The sequence below is a fragment of the Nocardia aobensis NBRC 100429 genome (genome assembly GCF_000308375.1).
Lineage (GTDB): Bacteria > Actinomycetota > Actinomycetes > Mycobacteriales > Mycobacteriaceae > Nocardia > Nocardia aobensis.
Genome location: NZ_BAFQ01000142.1, coordinates 27,387 through 44,514 on the forward strand (window position 1 = coordinate 27,387; position 17,128 = coordinate 44,514).

The following is a 17,128-nucleotide window of genomic DNA, read 5'->3' on the forward strand; positions in this document are numbered from 1 at the left end:
GAGCGACGCCCGTCCCGCTACGGGGCGGGCGTGTGTGCAGCAGCGGTTCGGGTGATGAAACGGGCTCGGCCGCAGCGCCTTCCGCGCTCAGAGGCCGGCGCCGTCGCGCCGGACGGTGACCGGTTCGGCCAGGCGATTCTCATCGCAGAGCCGTTGCAAGGTCTCCAAGGTTTCGTCGAGCCCCGGTCCCAGCCGACGGCCGGGTGTGAACGTCGCCGGTAGGTGGCGCATGCCCTGGATCACGCCGATCGTGTCGTAATGCACCGCGCCGCCGGGATCACACCGGAAATCCGGCAGCCGATCGAGCACCGCGACCAGCATGCGCTTGAATACCGTGCGCGCCACATTGGATCCGATACAGCGGTGCACACCCAGGCCGAAGCTGAAATGCCGGTTACCTTTCCGATCCAGATCGAGAGTGTCGGGATCCGGGAACGATTCCGGATCGCGATTGGCCATCGCCCACGACAGCCACAGCCGCTCCCCCTCCACGAGCCGGATGCCCGCGTATTCGCAATCCGCGGCGATGGTACGGCCGTCGCCTGGTGCGGGAGTGAAGTAGCGGAGAAACTCCTCGGTCGCCGAGTTCAACAGCAACTCGCGTTCGGTGCTCAGGGTCGCCCGCTGATCCGGATGCTCCGAGAGCCATTCCAGCGCATGGGCGGTCAGCGCGGTGGTGGTGTCGAAGCCGCCACCGATCAGCAGGCCCAGCATGCCCAGCAGTTCGATATCCGGCGGCGCGGTCCCGTCGATCTCGAGCCGCGTCAGCGCCTCGATAATTCCCGGACGCGGATTCTCCCGCACTTGTGTGAGGTTGATCAGCAGGTCCAGCCCCATCGCCTCGTGCTGTCGCCGAACCCGTTCGATATCGGGGGAATTGGGCGGGGTGTAGACCGAGGCGTGCGCGGGTTCGCAGTACAGCTGCCATTTACGCAGCGGTATGCCCAGCATCGCCAGGGTGAGGACGGCGGGCACGATATTGGCCAGATCGTCGACGAAATCGATCCGTCCGCTCTCGATCCGATCGTCGAGGCTCGCCCGGACCACCTCGTCGACGAACGGCACCCAGCGCTGCACCGCGGCCGGCGACAGATACGGATTGAGCGCCTGGCGCCACAGCCGCTGTTCGGGCGGATCCATTTCGAGGATGCCGTTGCGGATGGCGTTCCCGGTCTCGGGGAACGGAATGGTGATGCCGCGATAGCCGCGGCGCTCCCCGTTCGGATCGTGGTCGCTCGACACGTTTTCCGACCGCGCGAGGCTGAACACCTCCCGGCTGCCGGCCGCCACCCAGTGCCCGCCGTAGGTCGGCGACCAGGCCAGCGGGCACTGCCGGTGCATGTCGGTGGTGATCGCGTCGAAGTTGTCGCGGTACTGCGGCGCATGGCGATCGAAGTCGTAGCGCGGCTGTCTGTGGTCGTCGGCGTGCACGGTCACGATGCTGTCCTCTCGGGCGTCCCCGGTCTCAGGCTCCGACTTCTCAGAATAATGGCGACGGCAACATTGCTCTCTAAATTCGAGAATGCTATTTCGGGCAATCTCGACGTCATGGGTATGCGCTACAGTGGCTCGCCGATACGATTCACAGCAGGGACGGGGGCACGGTCGATGTCGATACCGACCACGACACAGCGCATTTCGACGAGCCGGGCGCGGTAGGCGATGGCCACCGACGATCGCCCGGATTCCCCGCAGCAGCCGCCGTCCGGTGAGCCGGGCCCGCCCCCGGCGCCGCCGACCCGGGCCTACCCCGGTGGCGTGCCGGATCCCGGCGCGCAGCACGGCGGCCCCGTGCCACAGCAACCGGCTCCGCCCACCCAGGCCTATCCGGGACAGCCCGCCCCGCCGACCCAGGCCTACCCCGGGCAGCAGGCGCCGCCGACCCAGGCGTATCCCGGCGGGCAACCGGGCCCGCCGCCCGGGTCCGAGGAGCCCACCGTCCATGCGGGACAGGGATATCCCGCCGGAGTGCCGTATCCGGGCGATCCGAATCAGCCCCCGATGTACGGGCAGGCATATCCGCCGGGCGGCTATCCCGAAGGCGGATATCCGGGCGCGCAACCGTATGCGCAGCCGTATCCGGACCCGCAGTACGGAGCCCAGCCCTACCCGTATCCTGGTGCGCCGCAGCAGAATTCGGGTGGCGGAAAGGTGCTGGCGATCGTCGCGGCAGTGGTCGCGGCGGTCCTCGTGCTGGGCGCGGTCGTCGCGGTGATCGTGGTGCACAACCACAACAAGAACAGCGATACCGACGCTGCCGCCCAGCAGTCGACGACCACCCGCCCCTCGCCGACGTATTCGACCTCGACCGCACCCACGACCCGCGAGACCACCCGCAACGCTCCCCCGCCACCCCCGGCCACCCCGGCCGATGTCTGGATCGCCGCGGGCTACGACGTCGACACCGGCAAGGTGACCTGGGCGCGCAGCACGGTCAGCTCCGACGATGCCACCAACCAGGTCCAAACCCGTTGCCCCGGTTGCGCACAGCCGGCGGCGTGGGCGCGCAACGCGTGCGTCGCGGTGGTCGTCGGCCAGAACAACGGCTGGGCCTCCACCTGGGGAACCACCGCGGAAGAGGCCGAATCCAAGGCCGTCAGCAGCGCCCAGGACAACTACGGGGTATCGGGACCGTTCAACAAATGGTCCAAGTGCGCGACGGAGTAGGGGCGGCGCACTTCTCTTCCCAGCAACGGGAGTAGAGCCTTCCGACGCCACGCTTATGCTTCCGGCAGTGATGTCGGCGGGCACCACCGGGTCGGTGTCGGCGGCGCACACGAAACATGTGTGGCCGAGGATCGACGATCCCCGTCCCGCTCCGGGAAGTCCGGTAACCGACGCGTGTCGACTTTGCCTGGTTGAGAGCGAGGCCCCGATGAGCTCCGATGGCACCAGCCGACTGGGTGATCTGCACGAGCTCCCGGACTGTGCGCCGGCGGGCTTGAAAGGGCTCTTCGACGCCGCGGAAGGGGTCATCCAGGAACAGGTCCGGCTGCTCGGTTCGGGCACGCCGTCGAAGGCTCCCGACCTGCGGGTGCTCCTGCGCGGTAAGGGAATCGCCGACCCCGAGGACGAGTCGGCGATGATCGACAAGTACAGCGATCGCAAGAGCCAGATGCTCGAGGCGACGTCCAGCATCCACCGCAAGGACGCAGGCATCGTGGTGCACACCGCGGGCATCGGCGATGCCGTGACCGAGGCCTACGGGGCCGTCGATACCGCGGTGGGAGAGCTCAACACGAAGATCGACGCCTCCTTCAAATCCGTGCGGACGGTGAAGGACGAGGACGGCACCTCCCACCAGGAACTACCCAGGGAGATCATCGACGGCTTGTTCAAAGGCGTGTGGGAGTGCGTCGGTACGACCTACGACAAAGTGCACGGCGTCTCGGACAAGGCCGCGGCCGCGGCGCTGAAGATCAAGGGTGACGCCCCGCCCTCATCCACGGGGAATCCGGTACCGGCCGTGGCGCCCAGTTCAGGTCCCTCCGCGGGAGCCACACCATCGGCGTACAACGGGAGCACCCCCTGGAGCGGCCAGTCAGGTTCCATGGGCACCGCGATCATTCCGACCACGGAGAAGCCCACCGCGATGGCGATGATGAAGTACCTCATCGACACCTACCACTTCACGCCGGCGCAGGCGGCCGGCATCGTCGCCAACGCGAAGTTCGAGTCGGGATTCGACGTGTCCGCCACCGGCGACAACGGATCAGCAAAGGGCCTGTTCCAGTGGCGTTTCGACCGACTGTCCGGCCTCCAGGCCTTCGCGAAACGGCCCGGTGAGAATATCGGCGACTGGCATACCCATCTCGATTACATGGTTCAGGAACTGCGCGGTGGCAATTATCAGCAGGCGAACAACGCCGTGACCGCCAACCCCAACGACGCCCGGACAGTGGCCGAGTCCTTCGACAGATACTACGAGAAGAGCGCGGGCCTCTCGACCAACGACCGGCGCGATTACGCGGCGGGGCTGCTCGCGGAGTACAACAAGTCGGCGCTGGCCGTCTGAGACCGGCGGCCGGCGTGTGGCCGAAGCCTGATCAGGGCACGATGACGGCGCGGCCGCGCAGGGTGCCCGCCGCGAGCCGGCGATACGCCTCGGGCGCGTCGTCGAGTGTGAACCGTTCGACGGCGATGTCGAGGACACCCTCGTGCGCCAGATCGATCAATTCGATCAGTTCACTGCGCGCACCCCAATACGGGGCGGTGGCCGTCGCCTCGTACGGGCTGACGCCGAAACCGATGCGCGCCGCGGACTTTCCGTCGCCGATACCGACGATGGTCACATCGGAATCCACGCCGGCGACGGCCATCGCGATATCGATGGTCGGCTGATATCCGACGAAATCGAGCACCAGGCTCGCTCCCGCCGCGCCGGTGATCTTGCGGACGTTGTCGGCGGCCTGGGCATTCGACAGCACCGCCTCGTGGGCGCCGACCGATTTCGCGAATTCCAGTTTCTCGTCGCTGACGTCCAGCGCGACGACGCGTGCCGGGGACAGGTGGCGCAGCAATTGGATTGCCACATGGCCCAGTCCGCCGCTGCCGATGACGACGGCCCAGGACCCGGGACGCAACTTCGACAGCGACCGCTTGATCGCGTGATACGGGGTGAGACCGGCATCGGTGAGCGGAACGGTCGCCACCGGATCCAGATCCCCGATCGGAACGAGATGGCGGGACGAATCGACGATCAGGTAGTCGGCGATGGCTCCCGGCGCCCCCAGGCCGGGCGGGTAGATGCCCAGTTCGGCCGCGCGGGAACAGTAGTTCTCCAGACCCTGCGCGCAGAACCAGCAGGTGCCGCAGCCCCACGGTCCGTACACCACCACGCTGGTGCCCAGATCCAGGCCGCGCACACCGTCGCCCAGCGCGGCCACCGTCCCGGCGCCCTCGTGTCCGAGCGTCAGCGGCAGCGGATAGGTGAAGGCTTCCGCGGGCAGCGACATCACGAAATCGTCGGAATGGCAGACCCCGGCCGCGGTGACCTTCAGCAGCACCTCACCCGGCCCGGGCTCGGGAGTGGGAATCTCGCGGACTTCCGGTTCGGCACCGACGGTGACGTACTGCAGAGCCTTCATAGCGCTTTTCCTCTCGGTCGAGCAGCTGGGGTCGCGATCGTTCACACCGGCCTGGCAACTCCCAGGCTAGTGCGGACCCCCACTGCTCCCTGCGTTCGGCGCGCTACTGCTTGGAGTAGTCGGTGCTCAACCACCGCTCGGGGCGCATGCGAATCACCACCGAATCCGGACCGAGGTTCTGCTCGGCGAATTCCGCGCCTTCCTCCGGTCCCAGATAGCGCACCGCGATCGCGCGGGCGACCTCGGGCGACGCCGCATCGATCGAGGTGACCGAGCCCTCCGCCGTGACGTACCGGTACGGCGGCTGTTCCACCTGCGCGGTGATCGAGAACCGCCCAGCCGCCCGGATGAGCTTCTCCTTCACCGTCCCGGCGTCGGTCCACACCACTACGTCGCCGCCCGGCTCGTAGCCGTACCAGATCGGCACCGCCAGCGGCGCCCGATCGGGCCGCTCCACGGCGATCACCCCCACGTGCAGTTCGGCGAGGAACTTCTCCCGTTCGGTACGCGTCATGGTCGGCATCGATGGTCCTTTCGCGAGTCGGGTCTTCGTTCGCGACAACCCGGGGCGACGGGTGTCCTATTCCGAATCCCGGATGCGCAAGGCGGTGGACGGCGTGGGACGGACCGTCGCGGTCGGCGCGGCGTCCGGATGACGCAGCAGGCGGCGGCGCTCGTGAGACAATCACGCTGTTTCGTCTCGATACGAGACACCACAGGCCGAAGGGATCATGTCCGGCGATGCGAACCACCGACGTCGATCGGCTGGCGGGAGGGGCCCCGCTGTTCGTCGGCCTCACCACCGTCGACCTCTCCTACGCCGTCGACGCCTATCCCGCCGAGGACACCAAAACCCTTGCGCGCGAACAGTTTCTGGGCGCCGGTGGACCGGCCGCCAATGCCGCGGTGACCTGCGCGATACTGACCGGCGGCGCCCGGCTGCTCACCGCCGTCGGGCAGCATCCGCTCACCGCGCTGATCCGCGACGATCTGCGCTCCCACGGCGTCGAACTCGTCGACACCACGGCGCGGCGTACCGACCCGCCGCCGATCTCGTCCATCGTCGTCGCGGCCGGTGCCGGGACGAGAACCGTTGTCTCGCTGGATGGTTCGGGTATCGAGGCGTCGTTCGACGACGAGTTCGCGACCCTCGTCCGGGAGGCACCGGTCGTGCTCCTCGACGGGCATCACATCGAACTGGCCCTCGGGATCGCGCGGGTGGCGCGCGACGCGGGAATTCCCGTGGTGCTCGACGGGGGGCGCTGGAAGGCGGAACATGCGCAGTTGCTGCCGCTGGTCGACATCGCCATCTGCTCGGCCTCGTTCGCGCCACCGGGCTCCCAGGACGTGTTCGACCACCTGCACCGGACCGGGGTCCAGGCGGTCGCCGTCACGCGCGGGCAGCAACCGATCATCTACTCCGCCAACGGTGTCCGGGGCGAGATCGCGGTGGCTGACGTCGACGGCGCGGATACGCTCGGCGCCGGGGACGTCCTGCACGGCGCGTTCTGCGCGTACCACTCGCGCGGCCACGACTTCGTCGACGCGCTCACCCGAGCCGCCGCGGTCGCCACCCTGTCGTGCCGGTTCTTCGGCACTCGCGCATGGGGCGACCGGCTCGGCGAGTTGGCCGACTGAGGTGACCGGCTGCGGTGCGCTGGACACGCTCATCGAGTCGCACGAACGAATCAGCCGGTCAGACGCACGCCGGACAGGCTCACCGAACCGGACGGATACGGTAGCCGCCGGGGACCGCGCGCAGCACGAGATCGGCTCGGTCCGCGGTCCGCGCGATGAGACGGGCATTCGGCAGGTCGCTGCCGGCGACCATGGCCAGTGCGCGATCCGGTGATTTACCGCCGCGCCGATGCCGGCGCAGCAGGCGCCGCTCGATGACCGATTCCTCGGCATCGAGGTACCAGACCTCGTCGAGATACTCCCGCACCTGCTGCCATCCCGGCCGATCCAGCAGAAGGTAGTTTCCTTCCACGATCGCGACCCGTTCGCCGGCGAAGGTCACCGCATCGGGGATCGGGTCGTGGCGGGCCCGGTCGTAGACCGGCCACGGCACCGGCACGCCGATCGCGCTGTCGCGCAGCCTCCGAAGCCGCGCGACGAACGACGCCACATCGAAGGTGTCGGGCTGCCCTTTGCGGCCGAGCGCGCCGGAGTCGCGCAGCTCTGCCGAGCTCCGATGAAATCCGTCCATCCCCGCCACCTCGGCGGGTACTCCGAGGCCGCGCACCCCATCGGCCAAACCCTGTGCCAGCGTGGACTTTCCGGCTCCCGGCGGTCCGGTGACCCCGACCAGGTACCGGCGCCCGCCCGCGTCCTCCGCGGCCCGCACGATCCGCGCCGCCAGCTCACCCGTCCCCGTCATCTCGGCCCTCACCGGGCACCTCCTTCACCGCGCGGCCGATCTCGCTTCCCCGCTCTCACTCGACCAGGATCACGATCAACCGCCTGGGCCCGTGCACACCCTGCACACGGGTCATCTCGATATCCACGGTGGCCGACGGACCGCTGATCCAGGTGGTCGGCCGGCGCGGGTCGAGACGCGGAACGACCTCCGGCAGTGCGGTTTTCACCTGATCGGCGTGGACCACGCACACGTGACAGTCCGGGACGAGGGTGGGCGCGCGGCGGCCCTGTCCGGCGTCGCCGTCGAGGACGATCGTGCCCGATTGCGCGATCGCGGCGGCGCAGGTGGTCACCACCGCGTCGACCTCGTCCAGTTCGAGCGTCGTCAGCGGCGGATCGTCGGTCACGACGCGGTGCTCGGAGCGGTCCGCCCACAGGGCCGTCCAGATGTCCGGCAGTCCGGGCGGCGTCAGCACCACCCGCGCCGACGCGTTTCGCAGTTCCCGGTCCACGGCCGCGGCGACCCCCGCCAGGGTGGTCCGATGCACCTGTGCGCCATAGCGTTCCAGTCGTTGTTCGAACAGCTCCAGAATCGCGGCGCGATCGTCGGGGTCCACTCCCGGCGCGGTCCGCAGATAGTCGCGCGGCACGGTGACCGCGTCCGCCGGTTCGCCGATGGCCTCGCGGACGCGTCGCAGAATCGTCTCACGCGCACTCACGTGCGGCCCCCGTCGGTGCGTGCCCACCAGCGGCGAAACGATTCGGCGGGGATGTCGGGTACCCGCCGGCTGTCGGTCCACCCGCCCAGCGGGCCGGGCAGATGCCGCTTCGGGACCGCCACGCCGATGCGCGCCGCCGAGCGCACGGCCGCGCCCCACAGCGCCGGATGGCTCATGAATCCCGCCATCGCGTCGAAGGCCGCCCGCTCGACCCGATGCTTCACCGCCGCCTCACCCTCGGCGACCTGGTGGCGCAGGGCCAGCAGATTCCCAGTGATATCGATGCGGACCGGGCAGACGTCGTCGCAGGCCCCGCACAGCGCCGACGCGTACGGCAGCGAGGCGGTCTGCGGATCGTCGGCGCCCTTCAGCAACGGGTTGAGGATGGCGCCGATCGGCCCCGGATACACCGAACCGTAGGCCTGTCCCCCGGTGCGTTCGTAGACCGGGCAGATATTCATACACGCGCCACAGCGGATGCAGCGCAACGCTTCCCGCCCGAGTTCGTCGCGCAGCGCGCGGGTTCGGCCGTTGTCCACCAGAACCAGGTGAAAGGCCGACGGACCGTCCTGGGCGGTGACGCCGGTCCAGGTCGACACATACGGCGACATCCGCTCCCCGGTCGCGCTGCGGGCCAGCAACTCCAGATAGATCTCCAGATCGCGCCAGCTCGGAATCACCTTCTCGATGCCGGCCACCGTGATCAGCGTCTCCGGCAGGGTCAGGCACATCCGCCCATTGCCCTCCGACTCCACCATCACCACCGTTCCGCTCTCGGCGACAAGGAAATTCGCGCCGGTGATGCCGACCTTCGCGCGCAGGAACTTCTCCCGCAGATGCAGCCGGGACGCATCGGCGAGTGCCTGCGGATCATCGGTCAGATCATCCGGCGCGGGACGGCCGTGCTTGCCCATCTCGCGGCGGAAGATGTCGCGAATCTGGCTGCGGTTCAGATGCATCGACGGCACCACGATATGGGAGGGCAGATCGTCGCCCAGTTGCAGGATGATCTCGGCGAGATCGGTTTCGCGGGTGTCGATTCCCGCCGCCGCCAGCGCCTCGTCCAGGCCGATCTCCTCCGACAGCATGGATTTGGCCTTGACGATCTCCTTCTCGCCGGTCGCCCGGACCAATGCGGTGACGACGGCGTTGGCCTCGGCGGCATCGGTCGCCCAATGCACCACTCCCCCGGCACCTTCCACCGCATCGGCCAGTCGCTCCAGATAGATGTCGAGACGGCGCAGCACATCGTCCTTGACCGCGGCCGCGGAGGTGCGCAGTTCCTGCCAGTCCGGTCGTTCGGCCACCAGGGCGTCGCGCTTGGCGCGGATGGTGTGGGTGGCACGGTGCACGTTGGCGCGCAGTTGGTCGTCCGCGGTCGCGGTCCGCGCGGCCTGCGGGAACGGCGGCCACCCCACGAAACTCGTACTCACGAGCGGGCTCCCGCGACCACCGGCAGCCCGGGCATCGGCCCGTCGGCCTTCGTGCGCGCCAGGATTTCCACCAGATGCAGATCGCGCACCGGGGTCGCGTCGGCGGCGAGGCGCCCGCCGATGTTCATCAGGCACGAATTGTCCACGGCGGTTACCACACTCGCGCCCGTCTCGCGTACGTGCGCGGCTTTGTCGGCGTTCATCGCGCCGGAGGCGGCGGCATTCTTCACCGAGAAGGTGCCGCCGAATCCACAGCATTCGTCGGCCGCGGGCAGATCGACCAGATCCAGTCCGGCCACCGCGCGCAACAAGCGATACGGGCGGTCGCCGATGCGCTGCACGCGCAGCGAATGGCAGGTCGGATGGTAGGTCACCCGATGCGGGAAATAGGCGCCCACATCGACGACACCCAGGTCGTCGGTGAGGAATTCGGTCAACTCCCGGATTCTGGGGAGCAGCGCCTCGGCATCGCGGGCCAGCGCGGCGTCGCCGACCTGCTCGGCCACCACCCGGTAGAACTCGCCGGGCGCCGCGCCGCACGAGGCCGACGGCACCACGATGCGGTCGTAGTCACCGAACACCGAGACGAAATGCCGGGCCATCTTCGCGGTGTCGGCCCGATAACCGGTGTTGGCATGCATTTGGCCGCAACAACTCTGGGCCATCGGGAAGTCGACCTCGACGCCGAGCCGGCGCAGCAACGCCACCGCCGCCCGGCCGGTTCCCGGATACATGACGTCGTTGACGCAGGTGATGAACAATGCCGTACGCGCCGACATGCGGCCCCTCTCGTCACCGATGCCGCGGGCCGGGCACTGTTGTGGAGCGGCACCTCGATACGGATACTGGCGGACGATCCCGGCCAGAATACGCCGCACGCACCGCGGCGAGGCGGATCTGCGGACCGTGTGGGCCCAACGGATCCGCCTCGCCGGCGGCATTCGTCAACTCACCGCGTCCGCCCCGGTGAGCGGCGGCGGTCCGGACTCGAGTTCGGCCACTTCGGCGTCGGTGAGCAGCCGAGACCGGATCAGGAACCGCACCCCCTCGGGGGCTTCGAGCGAGAATCCGCTCCCCCGCCCGGGCACCACGTCGACGGTCAGATAGGTGTGCTTCCAGTACTCGTACTGATCGGCGCTCATCCAGAACGGGGTATCGGCGCCGACCCGGCCGAGCAGCACATCCGAGGCGCCCACCCGGAATTCCCCGCGCGGGAAGCACATCGGCGCGCTGCCGTCGCAACACCCGCCGGACTGATGGAACATCACCGGCCCGTGCTGACGAATCAGATTGTCCAGCAACGTCTGCGCGGCCTCGGTCAGGTCGACGCGGGTACCCATCAGAAGAAGCCGAGTTTGTTCGGCGAGTAACTCACCAGCAGGTTCTTGGTCTGCTGGTAGTGATCGAGCATCATGCGGTGGTTCTCGCGGCCGATACCGGACTTCTTGTAGCCGCCGAAGGCCGCATGCGCCGGGTAGGCGTGGTAGCAGTTGGTCCACACCCGGCCGGCCTTGATGCCGCGGCCCAGGCGGTAGGCGGTGTTGCCGTCGCGGCTCCACACGCCCGCGCCGAGCCCGTAGAGGGTGTCGTTGGCGATCGCGAGCGCCTCCTCGGTCGAATCGAAGGTGGTCACCGCGACGACCGGGCCGAAGATCTCCTCCTGGAACACCCGCATGTCATTGGTGCCCTTGAGCACCGTCGGCTCGACGTAGAAGCCGTTCGGCAAGCCGTCGACCTTGCGCTGGCTGCCGCCGGTGAGCACCTCGGCGCCCTCTTTGCGGCCGATGTCGATGTAGGACAGGATCTTTTCGTACTGGTCGTTGCTGGCCTGCGCGCCGATCATGGTCTCGCTGTCGAGCGGATTGCCGCTGACGATCGCCTTGGTCCGCTCCAGGCAGCGCGCCATGAACTCGTCGTAGATGGAGGAGTGGATCAGCGCGCGCGACGGGCAGGTGCACACCTCCCCCTGGTTCAGCGCGAACATCACGAAGCCCTCGACCGCCTTGTCCAGGAACGCGTCGTCGGCGGCCATCACATCGGGCAGGAAGATGTTGGGGCTCTTGCCGCCCAGCTCGAGGGTGACCGGGATGATGTTCTCGCTGGCGTACTGCATGATCAGCCGCCCGGTGGTCGTCTCACCGGTGAATGCCACCTTCGCCACCCGCGGGCTCGACGCCAGCGGCTTACCGGTCTCGACGCCGAAACCGTTGACCACGTTGAGAACTCCCGGCGGAAGCAGATCGGCGATCAGCTCGACCACCTTCATGATGGAGGCCGGGGTCTGCTCGGCGGGCTTGAGCACCACCGCGTTTCCCGCGGCCAGCGCCGGCGCCAGCTTCCAGGTCGCCATCAGGATCGGGAAGTTCCACGGGATGATCTGACCGACCACACCCAGCGGCTCGTGGAAGTGGTAGGCGATGGTGTCGGCATCGATCTCGCTGACGCCGCCCTCCTGGGCGCGGATGGCGCCGGCGAAGTAGCGGAAGTGGTCCACGGCCAGCGGCAGGTCGGCGGCCAGGGTTTCGCGCACCGGCTTGCCGTTGTCCCAGGTTTCGGCCACGGCCAGCTGGTCGAGATTCGCCTCGATCCGGTCGGCGATCTTGTTCAGGATGTTGGCGCGGTCGGCGGCCGAGGTCGCACCCCACGCGTCGGCGGCGCCGTGCGCGGCATCCAACGCCGATTCCACGTCGGCGGCCGAGGATCGGGCCACCTCGCAAAAGGTTTCCCCGTCGACCGGGGACGGATTTTCGAAGTATCTGCCCTCGACCGGTGCCGTCCATTCGCCACCGATGAAGTTGTCGTAGCGGTCGGCGTAGGAGACGATGCTGCCTTCGGCGCCGGGCTTGGCGTAGATCATGACGGGTGCTCCTCGATGAGTCACGAAGGGTCGCATCACGACAGGGCTCGCCGTGATGTGGACCACTATGAGCCGCGAGGGTTGGCACAAGGTTGAATGCGGCGGGCGCGTCGCGATCAGCTTCGCAGCGCCGGTCAGCTCCGCAGTGTCCGATCAGCTCCGCAGTGACCGATCAGCTCCGCAGTGCGCTGTGCAGACGCGCGGCGGCCACCGCGCGGCGCGCGTCGCGGACGGGCAGCAGCCGCAGCGCGTGTTCGTGGATCGCGATGTCACCGGGCGCTTTCGCGCCGTAGTCCAGGGCGTATTCGGCCTCGCCGGCCGACAGGACCGCAGTGCGGATGCCCACCTCGAGGTGTTCGCGCCATTCGACGATGCCCGGTGTCTGCGATCCCGGCAGCAGCGGGCCGCGATACAGCCGCACGGCAGTGGCGGTGTCTCCGGCGGCCAGGGCGGCGAGCATTTCGGTCGCATCGCAGGAGACCGGTGTGGTCAGCCGATAGACCCGATTACTGATATCGCCGCCGGTGGCGCGGCGCAGATGCGAGACGTCGGCCTTGAGCGTGCTGGAACCGGTGGGCCGGTCGCCATAGACGGCCAGCTGCAACCGTTCCGGCGTGTAGCCGTCGGGTTCGAGGGCCAGCAAAGTGAGGATTTCGAGCAACCGCCGGCGCAGCCGCAGCGGCCGCCCACCCCTGGTCAGCGCGGCGGCGCCGAGACATTCCAGGCGCACCCCGGCGGCCGTATTCGCCACGCCGCCTTGTAGTTTCGCTTCCACGGCCGCAGTCAGCGACAACACCGTCGACATGGCCAGCGGATGCGAGCGATCCCAGGTGGTGGACAGATCCAGCACGCCGAGTTGCCGGCCGTCGGCCGCGCGGATCGGCGCGCAGTAGCAGACCCAGCCGTGCAGCGCCTCGACCAGATGTTCGGCGGAGAACACACTGCTGGGGCGGCCGGTGTGCAATGCCAGCGACAGCGCGTTGGTGCCCATGTGGTTCTCGTCCCAGCGACCGCCGGGGGTGAAGCCGACCCGCTCGGCACGCCGTCGCATCACCTGACCACCGTCGGACCACAGAATGGTTCCCGCTTCGTCGGTGACGGCGGCGACGAATCCGGCGTCGTGGGTGATGCTGTGCAGCTGATCGGAGAGTTCGGCGATGGGAGCGCGCAGTGGCGAATCGGCCCATTTCGACGCGACGTCCCCGGCTACCGCGGGCGCGCAGTCGGTGGCGGGGTCGACGAACGCTCGGGATCGCACCCAGGACTGCGCCACATCGGCCCGGGGTTGCGCCGCATCGGTTTCGGGCGCCTCGCGCACCGGAACCCAGCGCGCCCACTGCCGTTCCAATGCCGCACGTCGCCGCAGCAGAGCGCTGTCCTGTCCTGATCGCATCCGCATCTCACCCGTCGCCGCTCGGTCCGCACCGTGCGTTCCGGCGGTGCCTGGGGCCGGGCCGCACATCGTCGGCTCGGCCCCATTGTCCAGCAGGCCGGCTCGCCGCGGGAGCGAAACCGGCCGGTGCGCACCGTCGAACTCGGCTCAGATGGGCGTCAATTCGAAGACCCGGAACCGGCGCGCGCCCGCCAGACGCTGTTCCATGGTGTATCCGGGCCAATAGGCCACCGCGCGGGCCCAGGCGTCCTCGCGCTCGGCTCCGCTCAGGTGCCGGACCCGCACCTTGATTCGCCTACCGCCACTGTGGATTTCGGCGTCGGAGGCGGCGGCCAGATTCGCCGACCAGGACGGATGTTCCGGCCGCCCCCAGTTGGACCCGATCAGCAGATACCGCTCGGGCCCGTCCGGTACGTACAACAGCGACACCGTCCGCGGCAAGCCGGATTTACGTCCGCGCACCGTCAACTCCATCGACGGCAGGCCCGCCAGGTCGAGCACGCCGTGCCGGCCGCCGGTGAGCCGGCGGATGACGCGTTCCAGCACGATGACGACCGGGCCGGTACGCATCACCCACGGGATGCGCGCGATCGCGCGTCCCAGGGCCGAGAGCGGATTGCCGATACGTGAGCGACGAGTGCGGTCCGACATGCCGGCCTACTGCGGGGTCGCGGCGCGCTTGGGCAGCTTCCAGCCCGGCCGGGGGAAGTGGCAGGTGTAGCCGTTCGGATAACGCTGCAGGTAGTCCTGATGCTCCGGCTCGGCCTCCCAGAAATCGGACGCCGGGGTCACCTCGGTGACCACCTTGCCCGGCCACAGCCCGGAGGCGTCCACATCGGCGATCGTGTCCAGCGCGACCGCCTTCTGCTCGTCGTCGAGGTAGAAGATCGCGGACCGATAGCTGCTGCCGACATCGTTGCCCTGGCGATCCTTCGTCGACGGATCGTGGATCTGGAAGAAGAACTCGAGCAGGGCCCGGTAATCGGTGCGCGCGGGGTCGTAGACGATCTCCACGGCCTCGGCATGCCCGGGATGGTTGCGGTAGGTGGGGTGATCGTTGCGCCCGCCGGTGTATCCGACGCGCGTGGAAATCACACCCGGCTGCTTGCGGATCAGCTCCTCCATACCCCAGAAGCATCCGCCTGCCAGAATCGCCGTGCGCGTATCGGTCACGCTTCCTCCTTCGAATCGGGTCCCCGCCCCAAGTCTCGCACCGGTACAACCCCGGTGGGGGCCCGAAAAATCCCGCCGCGGCCCGCGCCTCGCCCGCCTGCTGCCTACCGCATACCCGCTCCCCGCGCGGATTAACGGACTACCCCCGGTCGTGTCCCGCGGTCGACTCGGAACCCGTTGGCGCCGAGACGATTTCGGTCCGCATCACCACACGGGTGCCGTCGGCGCCGGTGGTGATCTCGACATCGCGCACCAGGGCCCGCATGATCGACAGTCCCCGCCCGCGCACAGGATCCGGAACCTCGGGACGGGGTTCCCAGCTGCCGTGGTCGACGATGGTCAGGTACAGGTCCGGCCCGCTGATCTCCGCACGCAGCCCCACCATGCCGGCGCCCTCGCGGTAACCGTGCTCCACGGCATTCGTGCACGCCTCGTCCACCGCCAGCAACAGATCGTAGATCTGTTCCGAGCCGATTCCCCCGCGCTCGAGCCAGGCCCGCAGATCGTGACGCACCTCGGCGATCCGGTCGGCCTGCGACGGGAAATTCGCCTCGAAGGGGGCCACCCGTAGCGGGTGCGGCTCGCGCAGCGCGGGCCCTGGGGCGGGGTCGCCCGGGGGATCTGGAAATCCGCTCATGTCCTCATTCCGATCGCAACCGATGATCTCCACTCGATGATCTCCTCGGCATCCGCGATACCCCCTTTCCCGCGCGCCATGCGGCGCCGTCGGCCTACCTCAGTCGCGCAGCGCCTTCTCGCGCAGCTGTTTGAGCGTTCTGGTCAGGATCCGCGACACCTGCATCTGCGAACACCCGAGTTCCCGCGCGATCTGTTCCTGCGTCATTCCGCCGAAGAAACGCATGGTCAGCACGTACCGCTCCTTCTCCGGCAGCGCATCGATGAGCGGCTTCACCGTCAGAGTGTCGTCGATCGCGCCGAAAGTCGGATCCACGTCGCCCAGCGTGTCGAGGATCGCATTCCCGCGGCTGTCGTCCTCCGAGGTCGGCGTGTCCAGCGATTGGGTCTGGTAGGCGTTGCGGGCGATCAGCGCCTGCGTCACCTCGCCCAGGTCGGCGTCCATCTCCTCGGCGATCTCCCGCGCCCGCGGCATCCGGCCCAGCTGTTGCGACAACGTCTCCACGGTCGGTCCCAGCGCGGTCTGGATCTCCTTGATCCGCCGGGGCACGCGCAGGGCCCAGGTGTGATCGCGGAAGTGGCGGCGCACCTCGCCCATCACCGTCGGCACCGCGAAGGCGAGGAACGGCGACCCCTGCGTGGGATCGAACCGGTCGACGGCCGCGACCAGGCCGACCCGGGCGATCTGCAGGAGATCCTCGAAGTTCTCGCCGCGCCCGCTGAACTTGCGCGCGATGTGCTCGGCCAGCGGCAGACACCGGTTGATGATTCGTTCGCGCAGCCGGTCGTGTTCCGGATCGTCCTCGGGGAGGGCGGCGAGCTCGACGAACAGCGGCGCGACGTCGTCGTAGCCGTCGGGATGGCGCGTGGTGCCCGAACCGTTCTCAGTCGACATCGGTTCCGCCACGTGCCCAGCGGAACTCGACGACGGTCGGGTGCCCGCCCACGGATGCGTCGTAGTCCGAACTCTCGGTCTTCACCCACTGGGTCAGCGTCGAGACGATATGCCAGCCGAAGCTGTTGGTGTCCGGGCCGCCCGCGGTCGTGGTGACAGCGGATACGCGCACGTCCATGGTGGTATCGGTCGCGCTGAATGTGCAATCGATCACCGACTCGGCGGCCGCGTCCACGATCAGCGCGCTGACCACCTCGTCGACGGCCAGACGGATATCGGTGGCCTCGTCGATACCGAAATCCGCGACCAGAGCGACGGTTTCGGTCAACGCCCGGACCATCATCAATTGCGCCGCATCGGCCGGTACCTGGAATCCGACCGCAGTGGTCCCCGCGTCCGGGGACACTTTCTCGACCATGCCCATTCGTTGCTCCCAAATATCGTGCCGCGAAACGATTTCACAGCGTACGCGAGCGCCCGCCCGACGCCCGCCGATCGCGGTGCAGGCCCCCGTTCCGATCGCGCCGAAACGGGTATGTTGGTCAGCGGCGAATCGTCGCCACGCCGCGGACAG

Annotated in this window: 18 protein-coding genes; 3 read left to right on the forward strand and 15 right to left on the reverse strand. The window is 68.5% G+C overall.

Features of this window, described 5'->3' with window-relative positions; translation table 11 throughout:
* Window positions 1-87: 87 nt before the first annotated feature.
* Window positions 88-1,440, reverse strand: a complete 1,353-nt coding sequence (locus tag RJ03_RS18195) for a cytochrome P450 (RefSeq protein WP_051024844.1) — start codon at window positions 1,438-1,440, stop codon at window positions 88-90.
* A 222-nt stretch (window positions 1,441-1,662) separates the two neighbouring features.
* Here RJ03_RS18195 and RJ03_RS18200 point away from each other — a divergent pair, with 222 nt between their 5' ends.
* Window positions 1,663-2,667, forward strand: a complete 1,005-nt coding sequence (locus tag RJ03_RS18200; protein WP_036504018.1) for a DUF4189 domain-containing protein — start codon at window positions 1,663-1,665, stop codon at window positions 2,665-2,667.
* 208 nt (window positions 2,668-2,875) lie between these two features.
* On the forward strand, window positions 2,876-4,015 hold the full coding sequence (locus RJ03_RS18205) for a phage tail tip lysozyme (RefSeq protein ID WP_036504021.1): 1,140 nt from the start codon (window positions 2,876-2,878) through the stop codon (window positions 4,013-4,015).
* A gap of 31 nt (window positions 4,016-4,046) precedes the next feature.
* Here the strand turns inward: RJ03_RS18205 and RJ03_RS18210 are convergent, their stop codons facing one another.
* Window positions 4,047-5,087 (reverse strand): NAD(P)-dependent alcohol dehydrogenase, encoded by a 1,041-nt coding sequence (locus tag RJ03_RS18210; protein WP_036504022.1) that lies wholly within the window; start codon window positions 5,085-5,087, stop codon window positions 4,047-4,049.
* 103 nt (window positions 5,088-5,190) lie between these two features.
* Complete coding sequence (locus RJ03_RS18215; protein ID WP_174372319.1) at window positions 5,191-5,610, reverse strand: pyridoxamine 5'-phosphate oxidase family protein; 420 nt, start codon at window positions 5,608-5,610, stop codon at window positions 5,191-5,193.
* 218 nt (window positions 5,611-5,828) lie between these two features.
* On the opposite strand from RJ03_RS18215, the gene RJ03_RS18220 reads away from it, so the two are divergent.
* Window positions 5,829-6,725, forward strand: coding sequence for a PfkB family carbohydrate kinase (locus RJ03_RS18220; RefSeq protein WP_051024829.1), 897 nt, complete (start codon window positions 5,829-5,831; stop codon window positions 6,723-6,725).
* Window positions 6,726-6,804: 79 nt separating this feature from the next.
* On the opposite strand, the gene RJ03_RS18225 is transcribed toward RJ03_RS18220, so the two are convergent.
* The 12 genes from RJ03_RS18225 to RJ03_RS18280 all read right to left on the reverse strand — a co-directional run bounded on the left by RJ03_RS18225 (window position 6,805) and on the right by RJ03_RS18280 (window position 16,972).
* Window positions 6,805-7,479 carry a nucleoside/nucleotide kinase family protein gene (locus RJ03_RS18225; RefSeq protein WP_232329298.1) on the reverse strand — a complete coding sequence of 225 codons (675 nt, stop codon included), beginning with the start codon at window positions 7,477-7,479 and terminating at the stop codon, window positions 6,805-6,807.
* Between the two features lie 43 nt (window positions 7,480-7,522).
* A complete protein-coding gene (locus RJ03_RS18230) occupies window positions 7,523-8,167 on the reverse strand; it encodes a LutC/YkgG family protein (RefSeq protein WP_036504027.1) in 645 nt (214 codons plus the stop codon).
* Window positions 8,164-9,600 (reverse strand): LutB/LldF family L-lactate oxidation iron-sulfur protein, encoded by a 1,437-nt coding sequence (locus RJ03_RS18235; protein ID WP_036504029.1) that lies wholly within the window; start codon window positions 9,598-9,600, stop codon window positions 8,164-8,166. Before RJ03_RS18235 ends, RJ03_RS18230 begins: the two co-directional genes overlap by 4 nt.
* The gene (locus RJ03_RS18240; protein ID WP_036504031.1) at window positions 9,597-10,379 is read right to left on the reverse strand and encodes a (Fe-S)-binding protein; all 783 of its coding nucleotides are present in this window, start codon (window positions 10,377-10,379) and stop codon (window positions 9,597-9,599) included. Before RJ03_RS18240 ends, RJ03_RS18235 begins: the two co-directional genes overlap by 4 nt.
* A 165-nt stretch (window positions 10,380-10,544) precedes the next feature.
* Window positions 10,545-10,940, reverse strand: a complete 396-nt coding sequence (locus RJ03_RS18245; RefSeq protein ID WP_036504032.1) for a DUF779 domain-containing protein — start codon at window positions 10,938-10,940, stop codon at window positions 10,545-10,547.
* Window positions 10,940-12,457 carry an aldehyde dehydrogenase gene (adh, locus tag RJ03_RS18250; RefSeq protein ID WP_036504035.1) on the reverse strand — a complete coding sequence of 506 codons (1,518 nt, stop codon included), beginning with the start codon at window positions 12,455-12,457 and terminating at the stop codon, window positions 10,940-10,942. The genes RJ03_RS18245 and adh overlap by 1 nt, the downstream gene beginning before the upstream one ends.
* Window positions 12,458-12,629: 172 nt before the next feature.
* Complete coding sequence (locus RJ03_RS18255) at window positions 12,630-13,850, reverse strand: hypothetical protein (protein ID WP_036504129.1); 1,221 nt, start codon at window positions 13,848-13,850, stop codon at window positions 12,630-12,632.
* A 147-nt stretch (window positions 13,851-13,997) separates the two neighbouring features.
* On the reverse strand, window positions 13,998-14,501 hold the full coding sequence (locus RJ03_RS18260) for a nitroreductase family deazaflavin-dependent oxidoreductase (RefSeq protein WP_036504036.1): 504 nt from the start codon (window positions 14,499-14,501) through the stop codon (window positions 13,998-14,000).
* A gap of 6 nt (window positions 14,502-14,507) precedes the next feature.
* On the reverse strand, window positions 14,508-14,975 hold the full coding sequence (gene msrA, locus RJ03_RS18265) for a peptide-methionine (S)-S-oxide reductase MsrA (protein WP_255535590.1): 468 nt from the start codon (window positions 14,973-14,975) through the stop codon (window positions 14,508-14,510).
* Between the two features lie 187 nt (window positions 14,976-15,162).
* Entirely contained in the window at window positions 15,163-15,660 is a 498-nt protein-coding gene (locus tag RJ03_RS18270) for an ATP-binding protein (RefSeq protein ID WP_157121730.1), read from the reverse strand.
* Window positions 15,661-15,759: 99 nt separating this feature from the next.
* Window positions 15,760-16,554 carry a SigB/SigF/SigG family RNA polymerase sigma factor gene (locus RJ03_RS18275; RefSeq protein WP_036504133.1) on the reverse strand — a complete coding sequence of 265 codons (795 nt, stop codon included), beginning with the start codon at window positions 16,552-16,554 and terminating at the stop codon, window positions 15,760-15,762.
* Window positions 16,544-16,972, reverse strand: a complete 429-nt coding sequence (locus RJ03_RS18280) for an ATP-binding protein (RefSeq protein WP_036504134.1) — start codon at window positions 16,970-16,972, stop codon at window positions 16,544-16,546. The genes RJ03_RS18275 and RJ03_RS18280 overlap by 11 nt, the downstream gene beginning before the upstream one ends.
* Between the last annotated feature and the right edge of the window lie 156 nt (window positions 16,973-17,128).

Bases quoted from the DNA above. Each gene is read 5' to 3' on its own strand.
- RJ03_RS18245 (WP_036504032.1), bottom strand. From the start codon at position 10,940: ATGGGTACCCGCGTCGACCTGACCGAGGCCGCGCAGACGTTGCTGGAC.
- msrA (WP_255535590.1), bottom strand. From the start codon at position 14,975: ATGGAGGAGCTGATCCGCAAGCAGCCGGGTGTGATTTCCACGCGCGTC.
- RJ03_RS18200 (WP_036504018.1), top strand. From the start codon at position 1,663: ATGGCCACCGACGATCGCCCGGATTCCCCGCAGCAGCCGCCGTCCGGT.
- RJ03_RS18260 (WP_036504036.1), bottom strand. From the start codon at position 14,501: ATGTCGGACCGCACTCGTCGCTCACGTATCGGCAATCCGCTCTCGGCC.
- adh (WP_036504035.1), bottom strand. From the start codon at position 12,457: ATGATCTACGCCAAGCCCGGCGCCGAAGGCAGCATCGTCTCCTACGCC.
- RJ03_RS18205 (WP_036504021.1), top strand. From the start codon at position 2,876: ATGAGCTCCGATGGCACCAGCCGACTGGGTGATCTGCACGAGCTCCCG.
- RJ03_RS18215 (WP_174372319.1), bottom strand. From the start codon at position 5,610: ATGCCGACCATGACGCGTACCGAACGGGAGAAGTTCCTCGCCGAACTG.
- RJ03_RS18240 (WP_036504031.1), bottom strand. From the start codon at position 10,379: ATGTCGGCGCGTACGGCATTGTTCATCACCTGCGTCAACGACGTCATG.
- RJ03_RS18270 (WP_157121730.1), bottom strand. From the start codon at position 15,660: ATGAGCGGATTTCCAGATCCCCCGGGCGACCCCGCCCCAGGGCCCGCG.
- RJ03_RS18275 (WP_036504133.1), bottom strand. From the start codon at position 16,554: ATGTCGACTGAGAACGGTTCGGGCACCACGCGCCATCCCGACGGCTAC.
- RJ03_RS18220 (WP_051024829.1), top strand. From the start codon at position 5,829: ATGCGAACCACCGACGTCGATCGGCTGGCGGGAGGGGCCCCGCTGTTC.
- RJ03_RS18255 (WP_036504129.1), bottom strand. From the start codon at position 13,850: ATGCGATCAGGACAGGACAGCGCTCTGCTGCGGCGACGTGCGGCATTG.
- RJ03_RS18280 (WP_036504134.1), bottom strand. From the start codon at position 16,972: ATGGTCGAGAAAGTGTCCCCGGACGCGGGGACCACTGCGGTCGGATTC.
- RJ03_RS18210 (WP_036504022.1), bottom strand. From the start codon at position 5,087: ATGAAGGCTCTGCAGTACGTCACCGTCGGTGCCGAACCGGAAGTCCGC.